Raw genomic sequence first — 21,179 nt, forward strand, 5'->3', positions numbered from 1 at the left:
CTCAGAGCTTCTCCAGCTGCGCGCGTGCCTGCGCGGCACCACTGCCCTGCGGCTGCAGCGCCAGATAGGTGGTATAGGCCTGCTTCGCCTTGGCCTTGTCGCCCGCGTTGAAGTAGGCATCGCCCAGGTTCAGATAGGCCACGGCGCGCGAGGGGTCGATCTTCAGCGTGTTCTCCAGCCAGCGCGCGGCTTCGGCATAGCGTTGCTGGCGGTAGTAGACAAAGCCGAGGTTGTTCGCCGCTTGGGCAAAGTCAGGACGCAGCTTCAGCGCTTCGGTGAACTGCGCGGCTGCCTCGTCGTACTGCTTCTCGCGGTACAGCTGCAGGCCGCGGTCATTGGCCTGCTGCGCGCGCTGGCGGTCGGACGCCGGCCCGGCGGAAGGCACCACCAGCTGGGCCTTGCCGCCCTGCAGGTCAGCCACCGTCACCGGTGCCTGGCTGCCCTTGGCCTCGCTGGCGGCATCCATCTTGTTGTTCAGCGCGATCGCATCGGCGGTCAGCTGGCGCGTATCAGCGTTGAGGAATTCCTGGCTGTCCGGGACCTGGAACACGAACTCCCCGCCCTGCGAACCGGGCAGGCTGCCGAAGGCCGGGGTCTGGTGCGAGACCGCCGACACGGCCGGCGCCACGTAGGCGGCCAGCTCGGTACCGGTGATCAGGCCATCGCCGTTGAGATCCCCCTTCCCGGCCAGCGCCTGCAGCAGCACCCAGGTAAATACCGAGTGGCCATTCGGGCCGGCATCGGCCACCTGCTGGTCGGCACCACCGGCGGTCAGCATCTGCCGCGCGCTGCGGCGCGCGTTCTCGCGCAGGAACGACGACGACGACGGGCCGCCACGGGTCAGGCCCAGGCCGCTGTAGCAGGCATCCATCACGAACATCACATGCTTGGCCTGCATGCTTTCGGCAATGTTCTGGATGTCGGTCATCGCAATCGCGTCGGTGGCGAGTTCCTTCGGATCCGAATCGACCGGGATGATGTAGCCGAGGTCGCGCCCGGAGGCGAGCTGGCGGGTCGCGCCGTGGCCAGCGAAGAATACGAACACGCGGTCGTTCTTTCCGGTGCGATCGTCAGCCAGGCGATCGTGGAAGGCCGCGAGGATGTTGTTGCGCGTGGCCTGCTCGTTCTTCAGCACGATCACCTGCGAGGACGGGAAGCCGAACTGCCCGGTGAGGGTATCGGCCACCGCCTGCGCGTCATGGCTGGCGTATTCCAGCTTCGGCCACTTGGCGTAGTTGTCGATGCCGACCACGATCGCCCACGACTTCTCGTAGCCGGTGGTGACGGTGGCGGCACCGGCATCACCCTTGCGCGCACGGGCCACGGTGAAGTCGCGGCCGTTCCAGCCGGCGAACTGGTAACCCTCGGCGATCAGCCGGTCGAGGATCTGCGGCAGCGCCTTGACTGCACGATCGTGGATATCGTGGAACAGGATGATGCCGCGCTGTTCCTTGTTCACCTGGTCCAGCACGCGCTGCACGATCGACTCTGGCACCGGGTCGGCCCAGTCCATCGAATCGATGTTCCACATGATCGACTTCAGCCCGGCCTCGTTGAGCAGCTGCAGGCCTTCGGCATTGCGCGCACCATACGGGAAGCGGAACAGCGGCGCGCGCTTGCTGTCGACATCCTTCAGCAGCGTGTCGGTGTCAAGCACCTGCTGGCGCAGGGCGTCGCCGGTGGTGCGCGAGAGCTGGGCGTGGGTCAGGCTGTGGTTGCCGACCGCATAGCCTTCTTCCATCAGGTTGCGGCTGATCTTCGCCATCGGCCCGAGGCTGACCTTGCCATCGGCCTCGACCTTGCCCAGGTTGCGGCCCACCTCGAAGAACACGCCCGGCACGTCGTAGCGCTTGAGGATGGCCACCACTTCATCGGTGTAGGCCTTGTGCGGGCCATCGTCGAAGGTCAGCACCACGGTCTTGGCCGGCAGGTCGCGGCCGAAGATCTCGCGGTCGCTGTCCTTCATCGACATCGGATACGGCTCGATCACCCCGTAGTCGCGCAGGATCGCTTCACGGCTGTAGTCCCTGTGCAGGTGGGCGATGTAGTCGTCCCACTTCTCGCGCTTCAGTTCGATGGCGCGTGTGCGCTCGAAGCGGCTGAAGATGCGGGTCAGTTCCTGGTTGTAGTTGCGCTCGATCTCATCGAGTGCTTCCAGATCCTCACCGATGCGCTGGTGCAGCTTCACCGCCGGCAGCGAGGAATCGGTGCCGACCCGCTCATGCAGGTCACGCAGCACTTCACGGAAGGCCAGGCGATCGGCGTCGAACAGTTCGGGCGCAGACTCGATGTAGTCCAGCACCGTGCCGAGGGTGGCAAAGCGCTGCGGGCTGGAACCGCGCAGCAGGGTGTCGAACTGCGCGGCGATGATCGTGCGCTGTTCCAGGCCATCGTGGAACAGCTGCTGTCCCACACGCGTGGAGGTGCCGCGGTCGGCGGTCGACTGCTGCTCCTCGTCGGCCAGCAGCACGATGATCCGGCGGTAGCCATCGAGCTGCTTCTGCAGCGCTGCCAGCAACGGCGCAGCGGCAGGATCGGCGGCAGCCGCAGCCTGCGCGCTCGCCTGGGTGACGGTGGTCGCCGGCGCCTTCGCGTCCTTGTCACCGCAGCCGGCAACAACCAGGGTCAACAACAGCGAAGGCAGGAACAGGCGGAACGACGACGCACGCATGGCGGACTCGAAGATGGGAGGAACGGTGTGCAGGCGATTCTAACGCCGCATGCGAAAAGCCCGCCTTGCGGCGGGCTTCTGCTGGGGTCGGTCGGCCAGCGGCCGGCTCTACCGATTACTTCTTCTTGACCGGGGCCGGAGCGGTGGTGGCCGGGACCGGCTCGCCGCCGTGGCGCTTGGTCATCCACCACTGCTGCAGCAGGCCCAGGCCGCCGTTGACCACCCAGTACAGGACCAGGCCGGACGGCATGAAGGCCATCATGACGCCGAACACCAGCGGCATGAACTGCATCATCTTCTGCTGCATCGGGTCCATGCCCGGTGCCGGGGTCAGCTTCTGGGTGAACCACATCACTGCCACGTTGATCACCGGCAGGATGAAGTACGGGTCGCGTGCAGTGAGGTCCTGGATCCAGCCGAACCAGGGCGCCTGGCGCAGTTCGACCGATTCCACCAGCACCCAGTACAGGGCGAAGAAGATCGGCATCTGGATGAGGATCGGCAGGCAGCCGCCCATCGGATTGATCTTTTCCTTCTTGTACAGCTCCATCATCGCGGTCTGGAACTTCTGGCGGTCATCGCCATAGCGTTCCTTCAGCTGCGCGATGCGCGGCTGGAAGCGACGCATCTTGGCACCGCTCTTGTACTGGGTCGCCGACAGCGGGTACAGCACCAGCTTCAGCAGCACCACCAGGCCGACGATCGCCCAGCCCCAGTTGCCGACCAGCTTGTGCACCTGGTTCAGCACCCAGAACAGGCCCTGGCCGATCACCGCCATCATCGAGAAGCGGCTGTAGTCGACCACGCGGTCCAGGCCCGGCACGTCTTCCTTGGCAATCAGGTTGACCAGCTTCGGGCCGACCCACAGCCGGGCCTCGGTGCTGGTGGACTGGCCCGGGGCCACGGTGAAGGCCGGGCCGCGCGCTTCGATCAGGTCGCGACCGGCCACCTGCGACAGTACGTAGTGTGCGGTCTGGTCCTTCTGCGGGATCCAGGCGGTGAAGAAGTGGTGCTGCAGCATCGCCAGCCAGCCGCCGGTGATGTTCTGGTTGAGCGTGCCGTCTTCCAGGTAGTCCTTGAACGCACGGCGCTGGTACTTCTTGTCGTTGTCGTACCAGGTGGCGCCGTTGAAGCTGAAGGAGTCCGGGTTGGTCATGCTCCGCGACAGGATGGTCGGGGTACGGTCCAGGGTGCGGTAGACGTAACCGTTCCACGGTGCGGTGCCGGCATTGCTGACCTCGTCCTTGAAGCGCACGGCGTACTCGTTGCGCGAGACGGTCAGGGTGCGCTTGATGGTCACGCCGTTGTCGGCGGTCCACACGAACGGGATCTGCAGCTCGTTCTGGCCCTTGGCCAGCACGAAGTCCTTGGTGTCACCGACCAGCTTGAAGCCGTCGGCGCCGGGAACCGGGGTGTTCTTGTCTTCGCTGGCCCAGCCACTGATCGCGCTGTACGGATGCGCGGGGTCTTCGGTCAGCAGGCGAACCGGCGGGCTGCCTTCGTCCTTGGTCTGCGGGAACTGCAGCAGCTCGGCGTCGAGCACGCGGCCACCATCAAGCACCAGGCGCAGCACGTCGGTGGTGACGGTCACGCGCTGGCTGGCCGGGGTGGCACTGGCCTGCGCCTGCACAGCGGCCTGGCCCGGGGCGCCCGGGACCTGTGCACTGGGAATGCTGCCCGAGGCAGCGCCCGGAACACTCTGTGCGGCAGCCGGGGCCGACGTGGTCGTCGGTGGCGGGGTCGGAGCAGCCTTTTCACGGCTCCACTCCATCCACAGCAGCACGGCCACCATCAGCCAGGCAAAAATGAGGAATACGCGGGTCTGGTTCATCAGCGGACAGGCTCGGCGGGGCCGGGACGCGATGCCGGCTCGGTCAAAGAAGAAGTTGCGATGCCATCAGGCGGCGGCATTGTGCCGTCCACGCCCGGCGCGGGCAATGCACGCAGGCGACGCAGCAGGCGCAGGAAGGCCTGGCGGATCTCGTCGTTGCTGGCGGAACGCGCAGCACTACGGGCCACGACGACGAAGTCGCCTGGCTGGATATCGGTACGTGTCTGACGCAGGATGTCGCGCAGGACGCGCTTGATCCGGTTACGCCCGACGGCGTTCGGATCGACCTTGCGGGAAACCGCCAGACCCAGCCTGGCCGGCCGGTCAGCCGGCAGCCAGTGCAGGGTCATCAGCGGATCGGACACACGGCGGGCGCCGTTGAAGACCGTTGAGTATTCGGCACGCGTGCGAACCCGCGCAGAGCGAGGGAATCGCTTGCGCGGGTCTGCAGTATTCACTGTCGAAGGGATTGCGTCTGCCGCGGGGTGCGGCATGGCAATCAGGCGCTCAGGACTTTGCGGCCCTTGGCGCGGCGACGCGACAGGATCTTGCGGCCGTCAGCGGTCTTCATACGGGCACGGAAGCCGTGGTCGCGCTTACGCTTGAGGTTGCTGGGCTGGTAGGTGCGCTTCGTGGCCATTGGGGGCCTCTCGTATGAATGGGACGGAAAGAACCGGAAATTCTAGAGAGGTCTCCCCCCTCACGTCAACCCCTGGGGACTACGCGAATTCACCGGGCTGTGCAATAGCTGTGGATGTTTTTGTGAATAAGTAGGGGACAAGCATTCCGAAGGCGGGCGCTCGGTGGTAGTCTGAGCCATCCATTTCCCCCCTTTCCGGCCTGTGTCTGGGCGCCTTGTCGCGTCCATGCCCCGGCCACCGGACGATTATTGCTGATGGATGCCTGGTCCCGTAGTCTCGAGCGCCTCGAAGCGGAGTTCCCGCCGGAAGACGTTCATACCTGGTTGAAGCCGCTGCAGGCCGATCTGCGCGTGGACAGCCTGGTGCTGTATGCACCCAATGCCTTCATCGTCGATCAGGTCCGCGAGCTGTACCTGGCCCGGATCCGCGAACTGCTGGCGCACTTCGCCGGGTTCAGCGACGTTTTTCTTGAAATCGGCTCGCGCCCGCGCCCCGTGGAGGCGCAGAACGCGCCGGTTTCCACGTCGTCGGCGCCTGTGTCCAGCGAACCGCAGGTGCCGTTTGCCGGCAATCTGGACAATCACTACACCTTCGCCAACTTCGTCGAAGGGCGCAGCAACCAGCTGGGCCTGGCCGCTGCCTTCCAGGCAGCGCAGAAGCCGGGCGACCGGGCCCACAATCCGCTGCTGCTGTACGGAGGCACCGGCCTGGGCAAGACCCACCTGATGTTCGCCGCCGGCAACGCGATGCGCCAGGCCAATCCAGGCGCGAAGGTGCTGTACCTGCGTTCGGAACAGTTCTTCAGCGCCATGATCCGGGCCCTGCAGGAAAAGACCATGGATCAGTTCAAGCGCCAGTTCCAGCAGGTGGACGCGCTGCTGATCGATGACATCCAGTTCTTCGCCGGCAAGGACCGCACGCAGGAAGAGTTCTTCCACACCTTCAACGCGTTGTTCGATGGCAAGCAGCAGATCATCCTGACCTGCGACCGCTATCCGCGCGAGGTCGAAGGCCTGGAAGCGCGCCTGAAGTCGCGGCTTGCCTGGGGCCTGTCGGTCGCGATCGAACCGCCGGACTTCGAGACCCGCGCCGCGATCGTGCTGGCCAAGGCGCGCGAACGCGGTGCCGAGATTCCCGATGATGTTGCGTTCCTGATCGCCAAGAAGATGCGCTCCAACGTGCGTGACCTCGAGGGCGCGCTCAATACCCTGACCGCCCGCGCCAACTTCACCGGCCGCGCGATCACCACCGAATTCGCCCAGGAAACCCTGCGCGACCTGCTGCGCGCCCAGCAGCAGGCGATCAGCATTCCCAACATCCAGAAAACCGTTGCCGACTACTACGGCCTGCAGATCAAGGATCTGCTGTCGAAGCGTCGGACCCGCTCGCTCGCCCGCCCCCGCCAGGTCGCCATGGCGCTGACCAAGGAACTGACCGAGCACAGCCTGCCCGAGATCGGCGACGCCTTTGCCGGTCGCGATCACACCACGGTGCTGCATGCCTGCCGCCAGATCCGGACCCTGATGGAAACCGACGGCAAGCTCCGCGAGGACTGGGACAAGCTGATCCGGAAGCTGAGCGAATGATGCACGGATGCCGATGAGGCGTCATCGCACAAAACGGTGCAGAATCCGGTAGCAAGCGCGGGACACGTTGTGGATAAAAATGGCGTCTGAAATCCCGTCGAATTTATCCACAGCTTTCCCCACCCCTTGGGGGTCGGTAATACAGAGGGTTTCGATGCCTGAAACACCTTTATTTACAAAGACTTAGCATTGTTTTCCAGCGATTCTGTCTCTACCAGCACCACCAAGCTTTTGATTTATTCCACATTTTTTAAAGCATAGGGGCACGGAACCACATGCGTTTCACACTGCAGCGCGAAGCCTTTCTCAAGCCGTTGGCACAGGTCGTCAACGTGGTCGAACGCCGCCAGACCCTTCCGGTTCTGGCCAATTTCCTGGTCCAGGTGCAGAACGGCCAGCTGTCGCTGACCGGTACCGACCTGGAAGTGGAGATGGTGTCGCGGATCGCGGTTGAAGATGCCCAAGACGGCGAAACCACCATTCCCGCCCGCAAGCTGTTCGAGATCATCCGCGCCCTGCCCGATGGCAGCCGGATCACCGTCTCGCAGACCGGAGACAAGATCACCGTGCAGGCCGGTCGTAGCCGCTTCACCCTGGCAACCCTGCCCTCCAATGACTTCCCGTCGGTTGACGAAGTGGAAGCCACTGAGCGCGTGGCCATCGGCGAAGCGACCCTGAAGGAGCTGATCGAGCGCACCGCGTTCGCGATGGCCCAGCAGGACGTACGCTATTACCTCAATGGCCTGCTGTTCGATCTGCGCGGTGATGCCCTGCGTACCGTCGCCACCGACGGCCACCGTCTGGCGCTGTGTGAAACCGAACTGGCCAAGCCGAGCGGTTCCAAGCGCCAGATCATCGTGCCGCGCAAGGGCGTGACCGAGCTTCAGCGCCTGCTGGAAAGCGGTGATCGCGAGATCGAGCTGGAAGTCGGCCGCAGCCACGTCCGCGTCAAGCGCGACGATGTCACCTTCACCTCCAAGCTGATCGATGGCCGTTTCCCGGATTACGAAGCGGTGATTCCGATCGGTGCCGACCGTGAAGTGAAGGTTGATCGTGAAGCGCTGCGCGCCTCGCTGCAGCGCGCTGCGATCCTGTCCAACGAGAAGTACCGCGGTATCCGCGTGGAAGTCTCGCCGGGCAACCTGAAGATCAGCGCGCACAACCCGGAGCAGGAAGAAGCCCAGGAAGAGATCGAAGCCGACACCACGGTCAGCGATCTGGCCATTGGCTTCAACGTGAACTACCTGCTGGATGCCCTCTCCGCCCTGCGCGATGAGGAAGTCATCATCCAGCTGCGCGACTCCAACTCCTCGGCGCTGGTGCGTGAGTCCAGCAGCGAGAAGTCGCGCCACGTGGTCATGCCGCTGCGTCTCTGACATCAGCTCGGTTCCACGTGGAACATAACGACGCCCGGGGACGCTCCCGGGCGTTTTTTTTTGCACGTTCCACGTGGATCATCGGGACTACCCTTTCAAGCGCGGATTTCGGACGGAAAGCATCTTCCCTGTTGGACCCGGTTGCGTGCGGTTTGCTTACCACGCCCGCTGCCGACGGGGACTTTGAGTCGATGCCAGGGACTGCTTCCGAATCAGCTTTGATCGGAGCCGGTAGCTGGAGTCTCAACGCAGTTGCTATGGACCTGGTCGGATGCCGAAGCGCATCCACGCTGCGGCGACGGTGCTCGCCATTTCTGAAATCCTCTCTGTCCACAGGAGTCATTCGGGGCAGATCGGGCCAAGCCTAGCTTCTAAATCTGGGTATAAATCTAAAGCATGGTGGTGATGGTGGAGCCAGATTTCGTGGAAAAATGTGTTATCTACATGATCTAAAAGGGATTTATGTGGGTGAAACCCCCTGTATAGAGGCGCCTCAGGCTGGGGGGGAACCTGTGGATAGTTTCCAGACCCAAGCAAAAGGGCTTTTTTATCCACAGATTGCCCATACCTTGTGTATAAGTCATACAGGGCCGCTGTGGACAGCGTGAAACCAATGGGCCGGATTCTTTGAAATCTGTGGAACCTCCCAGGGCATCTGATCGCAGATTTGGAGGAATCCGGGCGCCCGCCCGTTCACCCGGCCGGCCAAGCGCTCGCCAAACACCTGCGGCAGTGGTCCTGAAATCGTCGAAATCTGGGGGGCCACACCCCGCAACCCTGTGCAGAATTGAAGGAATTTCAGCTGCGTCCGGAGCTGGAAGCGGGCATGCCGTGAACTGGCGCCACGTGGAACCCGCGATCAGTGGGTGCGCAGGAGCTTCTGCTCCGCATCGATGCGGTGCAGCGCGTCCGGCTTGACCGATGCAGTAAGCTGATGGATTCCCTGCCCCTCTACCGCCTCGAGCGGATGGTCGTTCGCGCCCCATGCTTATCCGCCGCCTCGCCTTGCACCAACTGCGTCGCTTCAGTGCGGTGGATCTTTCGCCCCAGCCGGGGCTGAACCTGCTCACTGGCGACAACGGTGCCGGCAAGACCAGCGTGCTGGAGGCCCTGCATCTGATGGCCTATGGCCGCAGCTTCCGCGGCCGGGTCCGCGATGGACTGGTACGCCAGGGCCAGGAGGCGCTGGAAATCTTCGTGGAATGGGACGAACAGCGTGCCGACCATGCGCCGCATCGCCGAAAGGCCGGCCTGCGCCACAGTGGCCAGGACTGGAAGGGACGATTGGACGGCGAAGATGTGGCTCAGCTCGGCAACCTCTGCGCAGCGCTGGCGGTAGTGACGTTCGAGCCCGGCAGCCATGCGCTGGTCAGCGGCGGTGGCGAGCCCCGCCGTCGCTTCCTGGATTGGGGCTTGTTCCACGTGGAACCTGATTTCCTGTCCCTGTGGCGCCGCTATTCAAGGGCGCTGAAGCAGCGCAATGCCCTGCTCAAGCAGGGCGGCCCGTCGCGGATGCTGGACACCTGGGATCACGAGTTGGCTGAGGCCGGAGAGCCCCTTACCAGCCGGCGTCAGCACTACTTGGAGCGGCTGCAGCAGCGTGCCGTGGCGCTGGCTGCCAGTTTGGCGCCGCAACTCGGCATCCAGGCACTGGAACTCAGTCCGGGCTGGCGTCGGCATGAGCTTCCCCTGGCGGATGCTCTGCTTCTGGCCAGGGATCGTGACCGCCAGGCCGGGTACACCTCGGTTGGGCCGCACCGGGCGGACTGGAGCGTGGATTTCCACAGCATTCCTGGTCGCGATGCACTGTCACGCGGTCAGGCCAAGCTGACTGCATTGGCGTGCCTGCTGGCGCAGGCAGAGGACTATGCAGAACAGCGCGGCGAATGGCCGGTGATCGCACTGGACGATCTGGCCTCCGAACTGGATCGTACCCACCAGGCGCGGGTACTGGAGCGCCTGCTCACTGGCCCGGCGCAGATCTTCGTCACCGCTACTGAACCCCCGGCGGCCCTGCAGGACCTGCCCCGGATCGCCCGGTTCCACGTGGAACATGCACAGATCGTGGCTGTGCCATAGTGGGCACATCAGGGCCACTCGACCCCGGCTGGTATAATTCGGGTTGGAATCCTTTCATTCTCGGCACATCGCCTCAGGCGGTGTCCGACCTGCGGAGCCTACGGCAAGCGCAATGAGCGACGAACAGAACACCCCGGCAAACAACGGCAATTACGACGCCAACAGCATTACCGCCCTGGAAGGCCTGGAGGCTGTCCGCAAGCGACCCGGCATGTACATCGGTGACGTGCATGACGGCACCGGTCTGCACCACATGGTGTTCGAGGTTGTCGACAACTCGATCGACGAAGCGCTGGCCGGCCACGCCGACCATGTCGCGGTGACGATCCACGCTGACGGCTCGGTCTCGGTGTCCGACAACGGTCGCGGCATTCCGACCGGCAAGCACGAGCAGATGAGCGCCAAGCTCGGTCGCGAGGTCTCCGCCGCCGAAGTGGTGATGACCGTCCTGCATGCAGGCGGCAAGTTCGACGACAACAGCTACAAGGTTTCCGGCGGCCTGCACGGCGTCGGCGTCAGCGTGGTCAACGCGCTGTCGCAGAAGCTGCTGGTGGACGTGTTCCAGAACGGCTCCCACTACCAGCAGGAGTTCAGCAACGGCGCAGCCGTGACCCCGCTCGCCAAGCTGGAAGCCACCACCAAGCGTGGCACCACCGTGCGCTTCTGGCCGTCCACCGTCGCCTTCCACGACAACGTGGAATTCCACTACGACATCCTGGCCCGCCGTCTGCGCGAGTTGTCGTTCCTGAACTCCGGCGTCAAGATCGTTCTTGCCGACGAGCGTGGCGACGGCCGTCGCGATGACTTCCACTACGAAGGCGGCATCCGCAGCTTCGTGGAGCATCTGGCCCAGCTGAAGACCCCGCTGCACCCGAATGTCATCTCCGTCACCGGCGAGCACAACGGCATCGTCGTGGAGGTGGCGCTGCAGTGGACCGACTCCTACCAGGAGACGATGTACTGCTTCACCAACAACATCCCGCAGAAGGACGGCGGTACCCACCTCGCCGGTTTCCGCGGTGCGCTGACCCGCGTGCTCAACAACTACATCGAGCAGAACGGCATCGCCAAGCAGGCCAAGATCAACCTGACCGGCGATGACATGCGCGAAGGCATGATCGCGGTGCTGTCGGTGAAGGTGCCGGACCCGAGCTTCTCCAGCCAGACCAAGGAAAAGCTGGTCAGCTCCGACGTGCGTCCGGCGGTGGAAAACGCCTTCGGTGCGCGCCTGGAAGAGTTCCTGCAGGAAAACCCGAACGAAGCCAAGGCGATCGCCGGCAAGATCGTCGATGCCGCCCGTGCACGTGAAGCTGCGCGCAAGGCCCGCGACCTGACCCGCCGCAAGGGCGCGCTGGATATCGCCGGCCTGCCGGGCAAGCTGGCCGACTGCCAGGAAAAGGATCCGGCGCTGTCCGAACTGTTCATCGTCGAGGGTGACTCGGCAGGTGGCTCGGCCAAGCAGGGCCGCAACCGAAAGAACCAGGCGGTGCTGCCGCTGCGCGGCAAGATCCTCAACGTGGAACGCGCGCGCTTCGACCGCATGCTGTCCTCCGACCAGGTCGGTACGCTGATCACCGCACTGGGCACCGGCATCGGCCGTGACGAGTACAACCCGGACAAGCTGCGTTACCACAAGATCATCATCATGACCGACGCCGACGTCGACGGCGCCCACATCCGCACCCTGCTGCTGACGTTCTTCTACCGTCAGATGCCGGAGCTGATCGAGCGCGGTTACGTCTACATCGGCCTGCCGCCGCTGTACAAGATCAAGCAGGGCAAGCAGGAGCTGTACCTGAAGGATGACCCGGCGCTGGACAGCTACCTGGCCAGCAGCGCAGTGGAAAACGCTTCACTGGTGCCGGCCACCGGCGAGCCCGGCATCGAAGGCCTTGCGCTGGAGAAGCTGCTGCTGGCCTACGCCGCCGCGCTCGATTCCATCGAACGCAACGCGCACCGTTATGACCGCAACCTGCTCGAAGCGCTGGTCGATTTCGTGCCGATGGACATGGACAGCCTGCGCAATGCGGGCGAAGGCGAAGGCCTGGATGCGCTGGCCAAGCGCCTCAACCAGGGCAGCCTGGGCAGCCCGCGTTTCAGCCTGGAACTGCAGGAGGCCAACGAGGAGCGCCCCGCCGCCGTGCTGGTGACCCGTCGCCACATGGGCGAGGAGCACATCCAGGTGCTGCCGATGTCGGCGTTCGAGAGTGGCGAACTGCGTGCGATCCACCAGGCCTCCAAGCTGCTGCACGGGCTGGTGCGCGAAGGTGCAACGATTTCCCGCGGCGCCAAGTCGATCGAAGTCGACAGCTTCGCGAAGGCGCAGAACTGGCTGCTCGAGGAGGCCAAGCGCGGCCGCCAGATCCAGCGATTCAAGGGTCTGGGTGAAATGAATCCGGAGCAGTTGTGGGATACCACGGTGAACCCGGAGACCCGTCGCCTGCTGCAGGTGCGCATCGAGGATGCGGTCGCTGCCGACCAGATCTTCAGCACCCTGATGGGCGATGTCGTCGAGCCGCGTCGCGACTTCATCGAAGACAATGCGCTGAAGGTCGCCAACCTGGATATCTGACACAATCGGGACCTGGCCGGTGCGCGGGGAGCTGCACCGGCCTTCGTCCCTTGAGCACAGGTACCTGATGTCCGCATCCACCCCGGTCTCCGCCGCCCCGCCCCCGGTTCCGCCGGTGTCTGCCCCGCCGCGCGCCGTGGCACCGTTGGCAGGCTTCTTCATCGACCTGGGCATCGCCGCCGTTACCCTGGTCGGCCTGAGCATGGTCACCGGCCTGTTCTGGGGCTTCTACCGTGCAATCGTGGTCAGCCGCGCCAACGCCGAGGCCAATGGCGGCGGACTGACACCTGACGCCGTCGGCGCGGCCGTGGGCCAGCCCGGTGCCCTGGCGCAGATCCTGATGGCCCTGATCGCCACCGGTGGCGCGGCGCTGCTGCTGTACTTCTGGCGACGCCCGGCAAACGCCGGCGAACGCATGGCGTCGCGACAGGCGTTGCTGCGGCCGTCCACCTGGGGCTGGACCCTGCTGGTGGCCACGCTGATCGTGCTCGGCAGCAACGGCATCGCCTTCCTTTCCAAGCAGTTCGGCATCGAGCCGGTGCCCACCAACGTGGAACTGATGCAGAGCGCGATCGCTCGCTTCCCGCTGTTCCTGGTGCTGTTTGCGGTCGTCCTCGCCCCCGCCTACGAAGAGCTGCTGTTCCGCCGCGTCCTGTTCGGGCGCCTGTGGCAGGCTGGCCGCCCCTGGCTGGGCCTCATCCTCAGCAGCCTGGCGTTCGCCCTGGTCCATGAAGTGCCCGGTGTCAGCAAGAACTCGCTGCTGGGCATGGCGCAGCTGTGGCTGGTGTACGGTGGCATGGGCGCCGCCTTCTGCTGGCTGTACCGCCGCACCGGCACCCTGTGGGCGGCGATTGCCGCGCATGCGCTGAACAACGCGGTTGCGCTCGCCGCAATGGTGTTCCTGGGGTCAACGTAACGCCGTGCCCGCTTGACGAAAGATTAAGCAGGTACGCTACACACTGCGCACATGAACACGGGGGCGGACCCATGAAACAACTGCTGCTGGCTCTAGTCATCACCACCGTGGTCAGTGCCTGTGCGACCACCACCTCGCCAACCGGGCGACGGCAGATGGTGGGCGGCGTGTCGCAGGCACAGCTGGACCAGCTCGGCGCGCAGGCGTTTGCCGAGACCAAGCAGAAAGAGAAGATCAGCACCGATGGCCGCCAGAACGGCTACGTGCAGTGCGTGGTCAATGCGTTGGTCGCACAACTGCCGCCTCAGTACCGTGGCGTACGGTGGGAGACTGCCGTATTCGTCGACAAGGAACCCAACGCATTCGCCCTGCCCGGCGGCAAGGTGGGCGTGAACACCGGCATCTTCACCGTCGCCAGGAACCAGGACCAGCTGGCTGCCGTGATCGGCCATGAGATCGGGCATGTCATCGCCCGTCACCACGAAGAACGCATCACCCGGCAGATGGGCGCGCAGACCGGCCTGGCCGTCCTGGGGGCACTGGCCGGTGCTGCCTATGGCGATGGTGCCGCCAGTACGGTCAACCAGTTGGGCGGCATGGGTGCGCAGGCGGCCTTCCTGCTGCCAGGCTCGCGGACCCAGGAAAGCGAGGCCGATGTCATCGGCCAGCGGCTGATGGCCCAGGCCGGTTTCAACCCGGCGCAGGCGGTCGATCTGTGGCAGAACATGATGGCGGCCAGCGGTGGTCGCAGCCCGCAATGGCTGTCCACCCACCCCGATCCGGCCAACCGGATCCAGGAACTGCGCCGTGATGCACCAGGCCTGACGCCGATCTATCAGCAGGCGCAGGCGGCCGGGCTGCGGCCAAAGTGCGGATGAGTGCGCAGTTCTATGCTGTATTGCAGCACATAAAACGATTTCTCACGCCATCTGTTTCTGATACGTTTGGCGGCTCAGATTTTTCTGACAGTCCGACTTTGCCGCTATCCGGCGGTTCGATCGAGGTGAACGATGATTTTCCGTAACCACAAAGCTGTGCTTTCCGTCCTCGTCGCGACCGCCCTGACCGGCGCCGTGGTCACCGATGCCTTCGCGCAGTCCTCGCGTTCCTCCGACCGTGGCAGCCGCGGCGGCAGCAGCAAGCAGGCCAAGGCCGAACCGCTGTACCCCAATGCGACCCGCCAGGAGCCGACCGCCAAGGCCTCGGCCAAGATGGGCAGCAAGCTGCAGAAAATGATCGACAGCTACAACAAGGAAAAGTTCCCGGAGACGCGCACGCAGGCTGACGCGATCCTGGCTGACAGCGCCTCCAACGAGTACGACAAGTCGCTGGCCGCGCAGCTGGCCTCGCAGGCCGCCTACCAGACCGACGACACCCCGGCCGCCATCGCCTACCTGAAGCAGGCCATCCAGTTCAACGGCCTGGACAACAACGGCCACTTCCAGTCGATGCTGATGCTGGGCCAGCTGCAGCTGCAGGAAGACCAGACTGCGGAAGGCCTGGCCACCCTGGACAAGTACTTCGCCGAGAGCAAGTCGACCAAGCCGGAAGAGCTGATTGCCAAGGGCCAGGCGCTGTACCAGCTGGAGCGCTACCAGGAAGCGATCCCGGTGCTGAAGCAGGCCATTGCGGGCGCTGCCGAGCCGAAGGACAACTGGAACCAGCTGCTGATGGCGGCCCTTTCCGAAGCCGGCCAGACCGGTGAGGCCGTGCAGGCCGCAGAAGCGCTGGCGGCCAAGAACCCGTCGGACAAGAAGGCCCAGCTGAATCTGGCCAACATGTACATGCAGGCTGACCAGATGCCGAAGGCCGCCGCGGTGATGGACAAGCTGCGCAGCAGCGGCCAGCTCACCGAAGAGCGCGAGTACAAGCAGCTGTACTCGATCTATGCCAACACCGAGAACAAGGAAAAGGACGTCATCGCGGTCATCAACGAAGGGTTGCAGAAGGGCATCCTGAAGCCGGATTACCAGGTCTACCTGGCGCTGGCCCAGTCCTACTACTACTCCGACCAGGTGCCGCAGGCGATCGATGCGTGGCAGAAGGCCGCCCCGCTCTCCAAGGACGGTGAGACCTACCTGAACCTGGCACGCGTCCTGCATGCCGAAGGTCGCGTCCCCGAGGCCAAGCAGGCCGCCCAGCAGGCGCTGGCGAAGGGCGTGAAGAACCAGGCTGATGCCAAAAAAATCATCAACCTGAAGTAAGTAGGAATAACGCCTGAATGCCTGCTCAGTTGATGCGCAGGCGCTCAGGATTGGTATAAGCTTGGAGGTTCCTGCGGTGTCATGCACCGCTGATCAGGGATCCCGCCCCCGGGATTCCGGCCCCACTATTGAGCTCTTGGCGCATGACGGAACAACTAGTCGTTCACCGGTACGAACAACCCGATGACAAGGGGCTGAGCTGGCCTCGCATCGTCGGCATCGCGTTTGTAATTGCCCTGCATCTGGCCGCCTTCATGATGCTTCTGATTCCCGCCGTGGCTCCCAAGGCCGTCGCGGAGAAGGAGCGCAACGTCATGGTGACCATCGTCGACGCGCCGCCGCCGCCCCCACCGCCGCCGCCGCCGCCGCCGCAGGATACTCCGCCACCGCCGGTGAAGAATCTGTCGCCGCCGAAGCCGTCGCCCGTACCGCCGCCGCCGCAGGCGCCGGTCGTCGACGTGCCGGAGCCGCGCCCGAACGATATCGTCACCCCGCCGTCGCCTCCGGCGCCGCCGGCACCGCCGACCTCGATCGAGGCCAGCGTGGACATCTCGTCGAAGGCCATGAATCCGCCGCGCTACCCGCCGGCAGCCTTCCGCGCAGGTATCCAGGGCGAAGTGATCCTGATCATTGATGTCGATGCCAGCGGCAACGTCACCAATGTCACGGTGGAAAAGTCCAGCCGTAACCGCGACCTGGACCGTGCTGCGATGGAAGCGGCTCGCAAGTGGCGCTTCAACGCCGCTGAAGCAGGCGGTAAGAAGACGGCAGGTCGCGTTCGCGTCCCGGTCAACTTTGCACTGAACTGATGCGTCCGGGTGGCCGCCTGGCCACCCCCGCTCCCGGTTCGATTGTTTAGCTTAGCTACACCCTTTATCACCACACACAACAAAGGTAAGCGTCATGCTGCAGGAAATTTTCATCGCCGCTGCTGCCGGGGGCAATCCGTCCAACGCCCTGTCGCAGATGGGCTTCGAGCACCTGATCCACGAAATGACCACCAAGCCGGGTGATTTCGCGGTTTCCTGGGTCGTGCTGCTGACCCTGATCGCCATGTCGGCCATGTCCTGGTACTGGACCGTCATCAACATCTTCCGTGCCACCCGCCTGAAGAGCGCCGCTGATCGCGTCGTCAGCCTGTTCTGGGACACCCCGAACGCGCAGGACGCCATCCGTGCGATGGAAGAGCAGCCGGCTTCGGAGCCGTTCTCGAAGATCGCCCTGGACGCTGCCCAGGCAGCTGCCCACCACCAGCGCGCTGAAGGCGGTGCTACCGGCGGCGTCGGTGAGAACCTGAGCCGTTCGGAGTTCGTCGACCGCGCTCTGCGTCAGGCCGTTACCCGCGAAAGCAACAAGCTGCAGTCGGGCATGACCCTGCTGGCCACCGTCGGCGCGACCGCTCCGTTCGTCGGTCTGCTGGGTACCGTGTGGGGCATCTACGGCGCGCTGATCAAGATCGGTGCCACCGGCTCCGCTTCGATCGACGCCGTTGCCGGCCCGGTGGGTGAAGCGCTGATCATGACCGCGATCGGTCTGTTCGTCGCAATCCCGGCCGTGTTCGCCTTCAACTTCTTCAGCAAGATCAACAGCGCGACCATCAGCAAGTTCGATACCTTCGCGCACGACCTGCACGACTTCTTCGCCACCGGTTCGCGCGTCCGCTAATTGCGGCGCGCGTCACCCAGCGACGAAGTAAGTAGTCACCAAGATCTAGACGGAGCCCGTTATGGCTTTCAGTAGTGGTAACAGCGGCGGCCCCATGGCCGACATCAACGTTACGCCCCTCGTGGACGTGATGCTGGTGCTGCTGATCATCTTCATCATCACGGCGCCCCTGATGTCCCACAAGGTCAAGGTGGATCTGCCGGAAGCCAACCTGATCCAGAAGCCGGAAGATGCTGAAAAGCGTCCGAACCCGATCACGCTGGCAGTCAAGGAAGACGGCTCGATCTACTGGAACGACGAAGAAATCAACAAGCAGACTCTCGAGTCCCGCTTGGCCACCGCCGCACAGCAGACCCCGCAGCCGCCGCTGAACCTGCGTGGTGACCGCACCACCAAGATGCGCGTCATCAACGACCTGACCAAGGTCGCGCAGGAACAGGGCATGCTGGACGTCGGCTTCGTTGCGACCAAAGAAAAGGGGCAATAAGCCATGGCATTCAGTAGTGGTGGTGGCAAGGGCCCCATGGCAGACATCAACGTCACGCCCCTCGTGGACGTGATGCTGGTTCTGCTGATCATCTTCATCGTGACCGCGCCGATCATGACGTACCCGATCGCCGTGGACCTGCCGCAGCGCGTGCTCAACCCACCGCCGCAGCTGGTCGAACCGCCGCCGCCGATCGAACTGAAGATCGACGCGAGCAACCAGGTCTCGTGGAACAACAGCCCGATCAATACCAGCGAGCTGCAGCAGCGGATGGAGCAGGAGGTCCAGCGTGACCCGACCAACCAGCCGGAACTGCGCATCGACGCCAGCCCGGATTCCGAGTACGACGTGATGGCCAAGGTTCTGGCCGCCGCGAAGAACGCTCAGATGAAGAAGATCGGTTTTGTGCAGCAGTAAACGCGACACCGCAATACAACAGTCATGACGCGACTGCAGACGCCCCTGGAGACAGGGGCGTTTTTTTTGTTTGTGGGATGCAGTCGGGGTCAGATCCCTTTCTGCAGGAAAAGGGATCTGGCCCCATCAGGGAGCACGCGCCCGCTATGATCGGCGCATGCTCGCCCTCTTCGATTCCCTGCGCCATTGGCTCGACGGTATCGCCCACCTCGGCACGATCCTGGCGGTGGCCTACCTGCTGTACCTGTTCGCGCTGGCGGGCTGGATCATGCTGCAGAAGCGCGAGCCGGTGGCCACGCTGAGCTGGATCCTTTCGTTGGCACTGCTGCCCTATCTCGGGCTCTTCATCTACTACCTGCTGGGCCCGCAGAAGGTGAAGCGGCAACGGCTGCGTCGTGGCCGTGCACGCTCGGGCATGGAGCACTACAGCGATGTCTGCCCGCCCGATTCGGACTGCACCGAACTGGCCAAGGTTGCCCAGGCCACGACCGGACTGGCCCCAAGCAGTGCCACCGAAGTGACCTGGCTGGTGGACGGTGCGGCGACCTACGCGGCCTTGCTGGAAGCCGTTGCACAGGCGCACGATCACATCCATCTGGAGTACTACATCTTCAATCCGGATCACGCAGGCACCGCCCTGCGCGATGCCCTGGTCGAGCGCGCACGTGCCGGTGTGCAGGTGCGCCTGCTGCTGGATGCGGTGGGCTCATCCGCCCTGCCCCGCCGTTTCCTGCAGCCCCTGCTCGAGGCCGGCGGTGAAGCGATCTGGTTCCACCCGCGGCAGCTGCTGAAACCGTTCAAGCGCCCGTGGCTGAACCTGCGCACGCACCGCAAGCTGGTGATTGTCGATGGCCGCCTGGCCTTCACTGGCGGCATCAACATCACCGACGAGGAAGACGAAAGCCGCAGGCCCGACGCCTATCGCGACCTGCACATGCGCATCCGCGGTCATGTGGTGCGCAGCCTGCAGCTGGTGTTCGCCGAGGACTGGCTCTACGCCAGTGGCCAGGAACCCTCGCGGATGGATATCGCCCGCTTGTGGCCGGCCGATATGCCGCTGCGCGGGGATGGCGCGATCAACGCGCAGGTACTGGTGTCCGGCCCGGATTCGGGCTGGGAGACGATCCACCGGCTGCACGTCGCCGCGATCCAGGAAGCGCACGAGCGGGTGTGGCTGGTGACGCCCTATTTCGTGCCGGGTGAAGCGGCGCGGATGGCGCTGACTTCGGCCGCGCTGGGCGGCCTGGACGTGCGCCTGCTGGTACCGAAAATGAGCGATTCCTGGTTCGTCACCCAGGCCGCGCGCTCGTACTTCGACGAGCTGTTGCATGCCGGCGTGAAGATCTACGAGTACGGCCCGCGCATGCTGCACACCAAGGCGTTCATCGCCGACGACGACGTCTGCATTGTCGGCAGTGCCAACTTCGACCACCGCAGCTTCCGCCTGAACTTCGAGCTGTCGATGATGATCAGCGACCGAGACCGCGTGGCGGCGCTGGCCGAGCTGCTGCAGGGTGAATTCGATCGCGCCACCCGGGTGCATGACCAGGCCGGGCGCTCGCTGTGGCTGCACCGCCTGCCCGAGGCCTTCGCCCGGCTGGCCTCGCCGCTGCTCTGACGCAGCGCTACACTGCGGCGATCATCCGGGGAGCTCGACTATGTACTGGTTGTACCTGCTGCTGGCGCTGGGCTGCTTTGCCTTCGCGCTGAAGACCCCGAGCGCAGGGTTGATGACCCTGTGCCTGCTGGCGGCGCTCGCCTTCCTGCTGGCCTGGGTACGCGGTCGTTACGTGGCCCGTTTCGGCGACCTGCAGCGCGACCCGGCCACCCTGATCGATGCCGAGGAACTGCGCCGCCTGCGCGAGCAGGCCCAGGCGCGCCGCAACGATGACGCCAACGACAACGATCCGTCCCCTCTTTCCAAGTAGTTCCGTTCCATGACCCAGCTCAGCGTCAACGTCAACAAGATCGCCGTCCTGCGCAATTCGCGCGGCGGTGCCGAACCGGACGTGGTGCGCGCCGCCCAGGCCTGCCTGGATGCCGGCGCGCATGGCATCACCGTGCATCCGCGGCCGGACCGCCGCCACATCACCGCCGAGGACGTGCTGGCCCTGTCCACCCTGACCCGCGCGCGTGGGGTCGAGTTCAACATCGAAGGCAATCCCTTCGCGCCGCCGCGCGAGGGCTACCCGGGGCTGCTGCCGCTGTGCGAACAGACCCGTCCGGCGCAGGCCACCCTGGTGCCCGACGGCGACGGCCAGATCACCTCCGACCACGGCTTCGATTTCGAGCGGGACGCCGGGCGCCTGCGTCCGCTGGTGGCGGCGCTGAAAGCCATGGGCTGCCGGGTCAGCCTGTTTGTCGACGCGGGCAACCCGTTGCTGGAGCAGGCGGCCGAGGTCGGTGCCGATCGCATCGAGCTGTATACCGGCCCCTACGCGGAGGCGCATGCGGCGGGCGACGCTGCGGCGATGCTGGAACTGTTCGCCACTGCGGCGCGGCGGGCGCAGGCAGTGGGCCTGGGCGTGAACGCCGGGCACGACCTGTCGCAGGACAACCTGCGCGATTTCCTGGGCCACGTGCCGGACGTGCTGGAGGTGTCGATCGGCCATGCGCTGATCGGCGAGGCACTGTATGACGGGCTGGATGCCACCGTGCGGGGCTATCTGGCCCTGCTGTGACCGATGGATGCAGCCGAGCATGGGCTCGGCTCAGCATCCCGCTGAACCCTTCA

Annotated in this window: 18 protein-coding genes; 14 read left to right on the top strand and 4 right to left on the bottom strand. The window is 64.6% G+C overall.

The window, feature by feature from the left end; genetic code table 11:
• Position 1 precedes the first annotated feature (1 nt).
• From AC5P66_RS03825 to rpmH, 4 genes are all read right to left on the bottom strand, one after another.
• Complete coding sequence (locus tag AC5P66_RS03825) at positions 2–2,671, bottom strand: polysaccharide deacetylase family protein (RefSeq protein WP_099494991.1); 2,670 nt, start codon at positions 2,669–2,671, stop codon at positions 2–4.
• 115 nt (positions 2,672–2,786) lie between these two features.
• Positions 2,787–4,502, bottom strand: a complete 1,716-nt coding sequence (yidC, locus tag AC5P66_RS03830) for a membrane protein insertase YidC (protein ID WP_049417140.1) — start codon at positions 4,500–4,502, stop codon at positions 2,787–2,789.
• The gene (gene rnpA / locus AC5P66_RS03835) at positions 4,502–4,996 is read right to left on the bottom strand and encodes a ribonuclease P protein component (protein ID WP_065427425.1); all 495 of its coding nucleotides are present in this window, start codon (positions 4,994–4,996) and stop codon (positions 4,502–4,504) included. The genes yidC and rnpA overlap by 1 nt, the downstream gene beginning before the upstream one ends.
• A 5-nt stretch (positions 4,997–5,001) precedes the next feature.
• Entirely contained in the window at positions 5,002–5,142 is a 141-nt protein-coding gene (rpmH, locus tag AC5P66_RS03840) for a 50S ribosomal protein L34 (protein WP_005411729.1), read from the bottom strand.
• Between the two features lie 255 nt (positions 5,143–5,397).
• Here rpmH and dnaA point away from each other — a divergent pair, with 255 nt between their 5' ends.
• From dnaA to AC5P66_RS03910, 14 genes are all read left to right on the top strand, one after another.
• On the top strand, positions 5,398–6,729 hold the full coding sequence (dnaA, locus tag AC5P66_RS03845; protein WP_049417185.1) for a chromosomal replication initiator protein DnaA: 1,332 nt from the start codon (positions 5,398–5,400) through the stop codon (positions 6,727–6,729).
• Positions 6,730–7,004: 275 nt separating this feature from the next.
• Positions 7,005–8,105, top strand: a complete 1,101-nt coding sequence (dnaN, locus tag AC5P66_RS03850; RefSeq protein ID WP_049417138.1) for a DNA polymerase III subunit beta — start codon at positions 7,005–7,007, stop codon at positions 8,103–8,105.
• A gap of 984 nt (positions 8,106–9,089) precedes the next feature.
• A complete protein-coding gene (gene recF, locus AC5P66_RS03855) occupies positions 9,090–10,184 on the top strand; it encodes a DNA replication/repair protein RecF (protein WP_099494992.1) in 1,095 nt (364 codons plus the stop codon).
• Between the two features lie 112 nt (positions 10,185–10,296).
• On the top strand, positions 10,297–12,756 hold the full coding sequence (gyrB, locus tag AC5P66_RS03860; RefSeq protein WP_049417134.1) for a DNA topoisomerase (ATP-hydrolyzing) subunit B: 2,460 nt from the start codon (positions 10,297–10,299) through the stop codon (positions 12,754–12,756).
• A gap of 67 nt (positions 12,757–12,823) precedes the next feature.
• Complete coding sequence (locus AC5P66_RS03865; RefSeq protein ID WP_049417132.1) at positions 12,824–13,672, top strand: CPBP family intramembrane glutamic endopeptidase; 849 nt, start codon at positions 12,824–12,826, stop codon at positions 13,670–13,672.
• Between the two features lie 71 nt (positions 13,673–13,743).
• A complete protein-coding gene (locus AC5P66_RS03870) occupies positions 13,744–14,550 on the top strand; it encodes a M48 family metallopeptidase (protein WP_049417131.1) in 807 nt (268 codons plus the stop codon).
• 132 nt (positions 14,551–14,682) lie between these two features.
• Positions 14,683–15,876 carry a tetratricopeptide repeat protein gene (locus AC5P66_RS03875; RefSeq protein ID WP_049417129.1) on the top strand — a complete coding sequence of 398 codons (1,194 nt, stop codon included), beginning with the start codon at positions 14,683–14,685 and terminating at the stop codon, positions 15,874–15,876.
• Between the two features lie 143 nt (positions 15,877–16,019).
• Positions 16,020–16,685, top strand: a complete 666-nt coding sequence (locus tag AC5P66_RS03880) for an energy transducer TonB (RefSeq protein WP_414609407.1) — start codon at positions 16,020–16,022, stop codon at positions 16,683–16,685.
• Between the two features lie 94 nt (positions 16,686–16,779).
• A complete protein-coding gene (exbB, locus tag AC5P66_RS03885) occupies positions 16,780–17,541 on the top strand; it encodes a TonB-system energizer ExbB (protein WP_005411738.1) in 762 nt (253 codons plus the stop codon).
• 61 nt (positions 17,542–17,602) lie between these two features.
• The gene (locus AC5P66_RS03890) at positions 17,603–18,028 is read left to right on the top strand and encodes an ExbD/TolR family protein (RefSeq protein ID WP_005421196.1); all 426 of its coding nucleotides are present in this window, start codon (positions 17,603–17,605) and stop codon (positions 18,026–18,028) included.
• A 3-nt stretch (positions 18,029–18,031) separates the two neighbouring features.
• Positions 18,032–18,445: an ExbD/TolR family protein gene (locus AC5P66_RS03895; protein WP_005411740.1), complete on the top strand. Its 414-nt coding sequence runs from the start codon at positions 18,032–18,034 to the stop codon at positions 18,443–18,445.
• Between the two features lie 157 nt (positions 18,446–18,602).
• Entirely contained in the window at positions 18,603–20,063 is a 1,461-nt protein-coding gene (gene cls, locus AC5P66_RS03900) for a cardiolipin synthase (protein WP_049413411.1), read from the top strand.
• 40 nt (positions 20,064–20,103) lie between these two features.
• Positions 20,104–20,373 carry a hypothetical protein gene (locus AC5P66_RS03905; RefSeq protein WP_049438866.1) on the top strand — a complete coding sequence of 90 codons (270 nt, stop codon included), beginning with the start codon at positions 20,104–20,106 and terminating at the stop codon, positions 20,371–20,373.
• A 9-nt stretch (positions 20,374–20,382) separates the two neighbouring features.
• The gene (locus tag AC5P66_RS03910; protein WP_100477381.1) at positions 20,383–21,126 is read left to right on the top strand and encodes a pyridoxine 5'-phosphate synthase; all 744 of its coding nucleotides are present in this window, start codon (positions 20,383–20,385) and stop codon (positions 21,124–21,126) included.
• Positions 21,127–21,179: the final 53 nt, after the last annotated feature.

Source organism: Stenotrophomonas sp. YJH_SMC_122 (genome assembly GCF_059369535.1).

Excerpts from the sequence above, each read along its gene's own strand:
- AC5P66_RS03875 (WP_049417129.1), top strand. The coding sequence starts at position 14,683 with ATGATTTTCCGTAACCACAAAGCTGTGCTTTCCGTCCTCGTCGCGACC.
- AC5P66_RS03895 (WP_005411740.1), top strand. The coding sequence starts at position 18,032 with ATGGCATTCAGTAGTGGTGGTGGCAAGGGCCCCATGGCAGACATCAAC.
- AC5P66_RS03905 (WP_049438866.1), top strand. The coding sequence starts at position 20,104 with ATGTACTGGTTGTACCTGCTGCTGGCGCTGGGCTGCTTTGCCTTCGCG.
- AC5P66_RS03890 (WP_005421196.1), top strand. The coding sequence starts at position 17,603 with ATGGCTTTCAGTAGTGGTAACAGCGGCGGCCCCATGGCCGACATCAAC.
- rnpA (WP_065427425.1), bottom strand. The coding sequence starts at position 4,996 with ATGCCGCACCCCGCGGCAGACGCAATCCCTTCGACAGTGAATACTGCA.
- yidC (WP_049417140.1), bottom strand. The coding sequence starts at position 4,502 with ATGAACCAGACCCGCGTATTCCTCATTTTTGCCTGGCTGATGGTGGCC.
- AC5P66_RS03825 (WP_099494991.1), bottom strand. The coding sequence starts at position 2,671 with ATGCGTGCGTCGTCGTTCCGCCTGTTCCTGCCTTCGCTGTTGTTGACC.
- recF (WP_099494992.1), top strand. The coding sequence starts at position 9,090 with ATGCTTATCCGCCGCCTCGCCTTGCACCAACTGCGTCGCTTCAGTGCG.
- gyrB (WP_049417134.1), top strand. The coding sequence starts at position 10,297 with ATGAGCGACGAACAGAACACCCCGGCAAACAACGGCAATTACGACGCC.
- cls (WP_049413411.1), top strand. The coding sequence starts at position 18,603 with ATGCTCGCCCTCTTCGATTCCCTGCGCCATTGGCTCGACGGTATCGCC.
- AC5P66_RS03870 (WP_049417131.1), top strand. The coding sequence starts at position 13,744 with ATGAAACAACTGCTGCTGGCTCTAGTCATCACCACCGTGGTCAGTGCC.
- AC5P66_RS03910 (WP_100477381.1), top strand. The coding sequence starts at position 20,383 with ATGACCCAGCTCAGCGTCAACGTCAACAAGATCGCCGTCCTGCGCAAT.
- AC5P66_RS03865 (WP_049417132.1), top strand. The coding sequence starts at position 12,824 with ATGTCCGCATCCACCCCGGTCTCCGCCGCCCCGCCCCCGGTTCCGCCG.
- exbB (WP_005411738.1), top strand. The coding sequence starts at position 16,780 with ATGCTGCAGGAAATTTTCATCGCCGCTGCTGCCGGGGGCAATCCGTCC.
- rpmH (WP_005411729.1), bottom strand. The coding sequence starts at position 5,142 with ATGGCCACGAAGCGCACCTACCAGCCCAGCAACCTCAAGCGTAAGCGC.
- dnaA (WP_049417185.1), top strand. The coding sequence starts at position 5,398 with ATGGATGCCTGGTCCCGTAGTCTCGAGCGCCTCGAAGCGGAGTTCCCG.
- dnaN (WP_049417138.1), top strand. The coding sequence starts at position 7,005 with ATGCGTTTCACACTGCAGCGCGAAGCCTTTCTCAAGCCGTTGGCACAG.
- AC5P66_RS03880 (WP_414609407.1), top strand. The coding sequence starts at position 16,020 with ATGACGGAACAACTAGTCGTTCACCGGTACGAACAACCCGATGACAAG.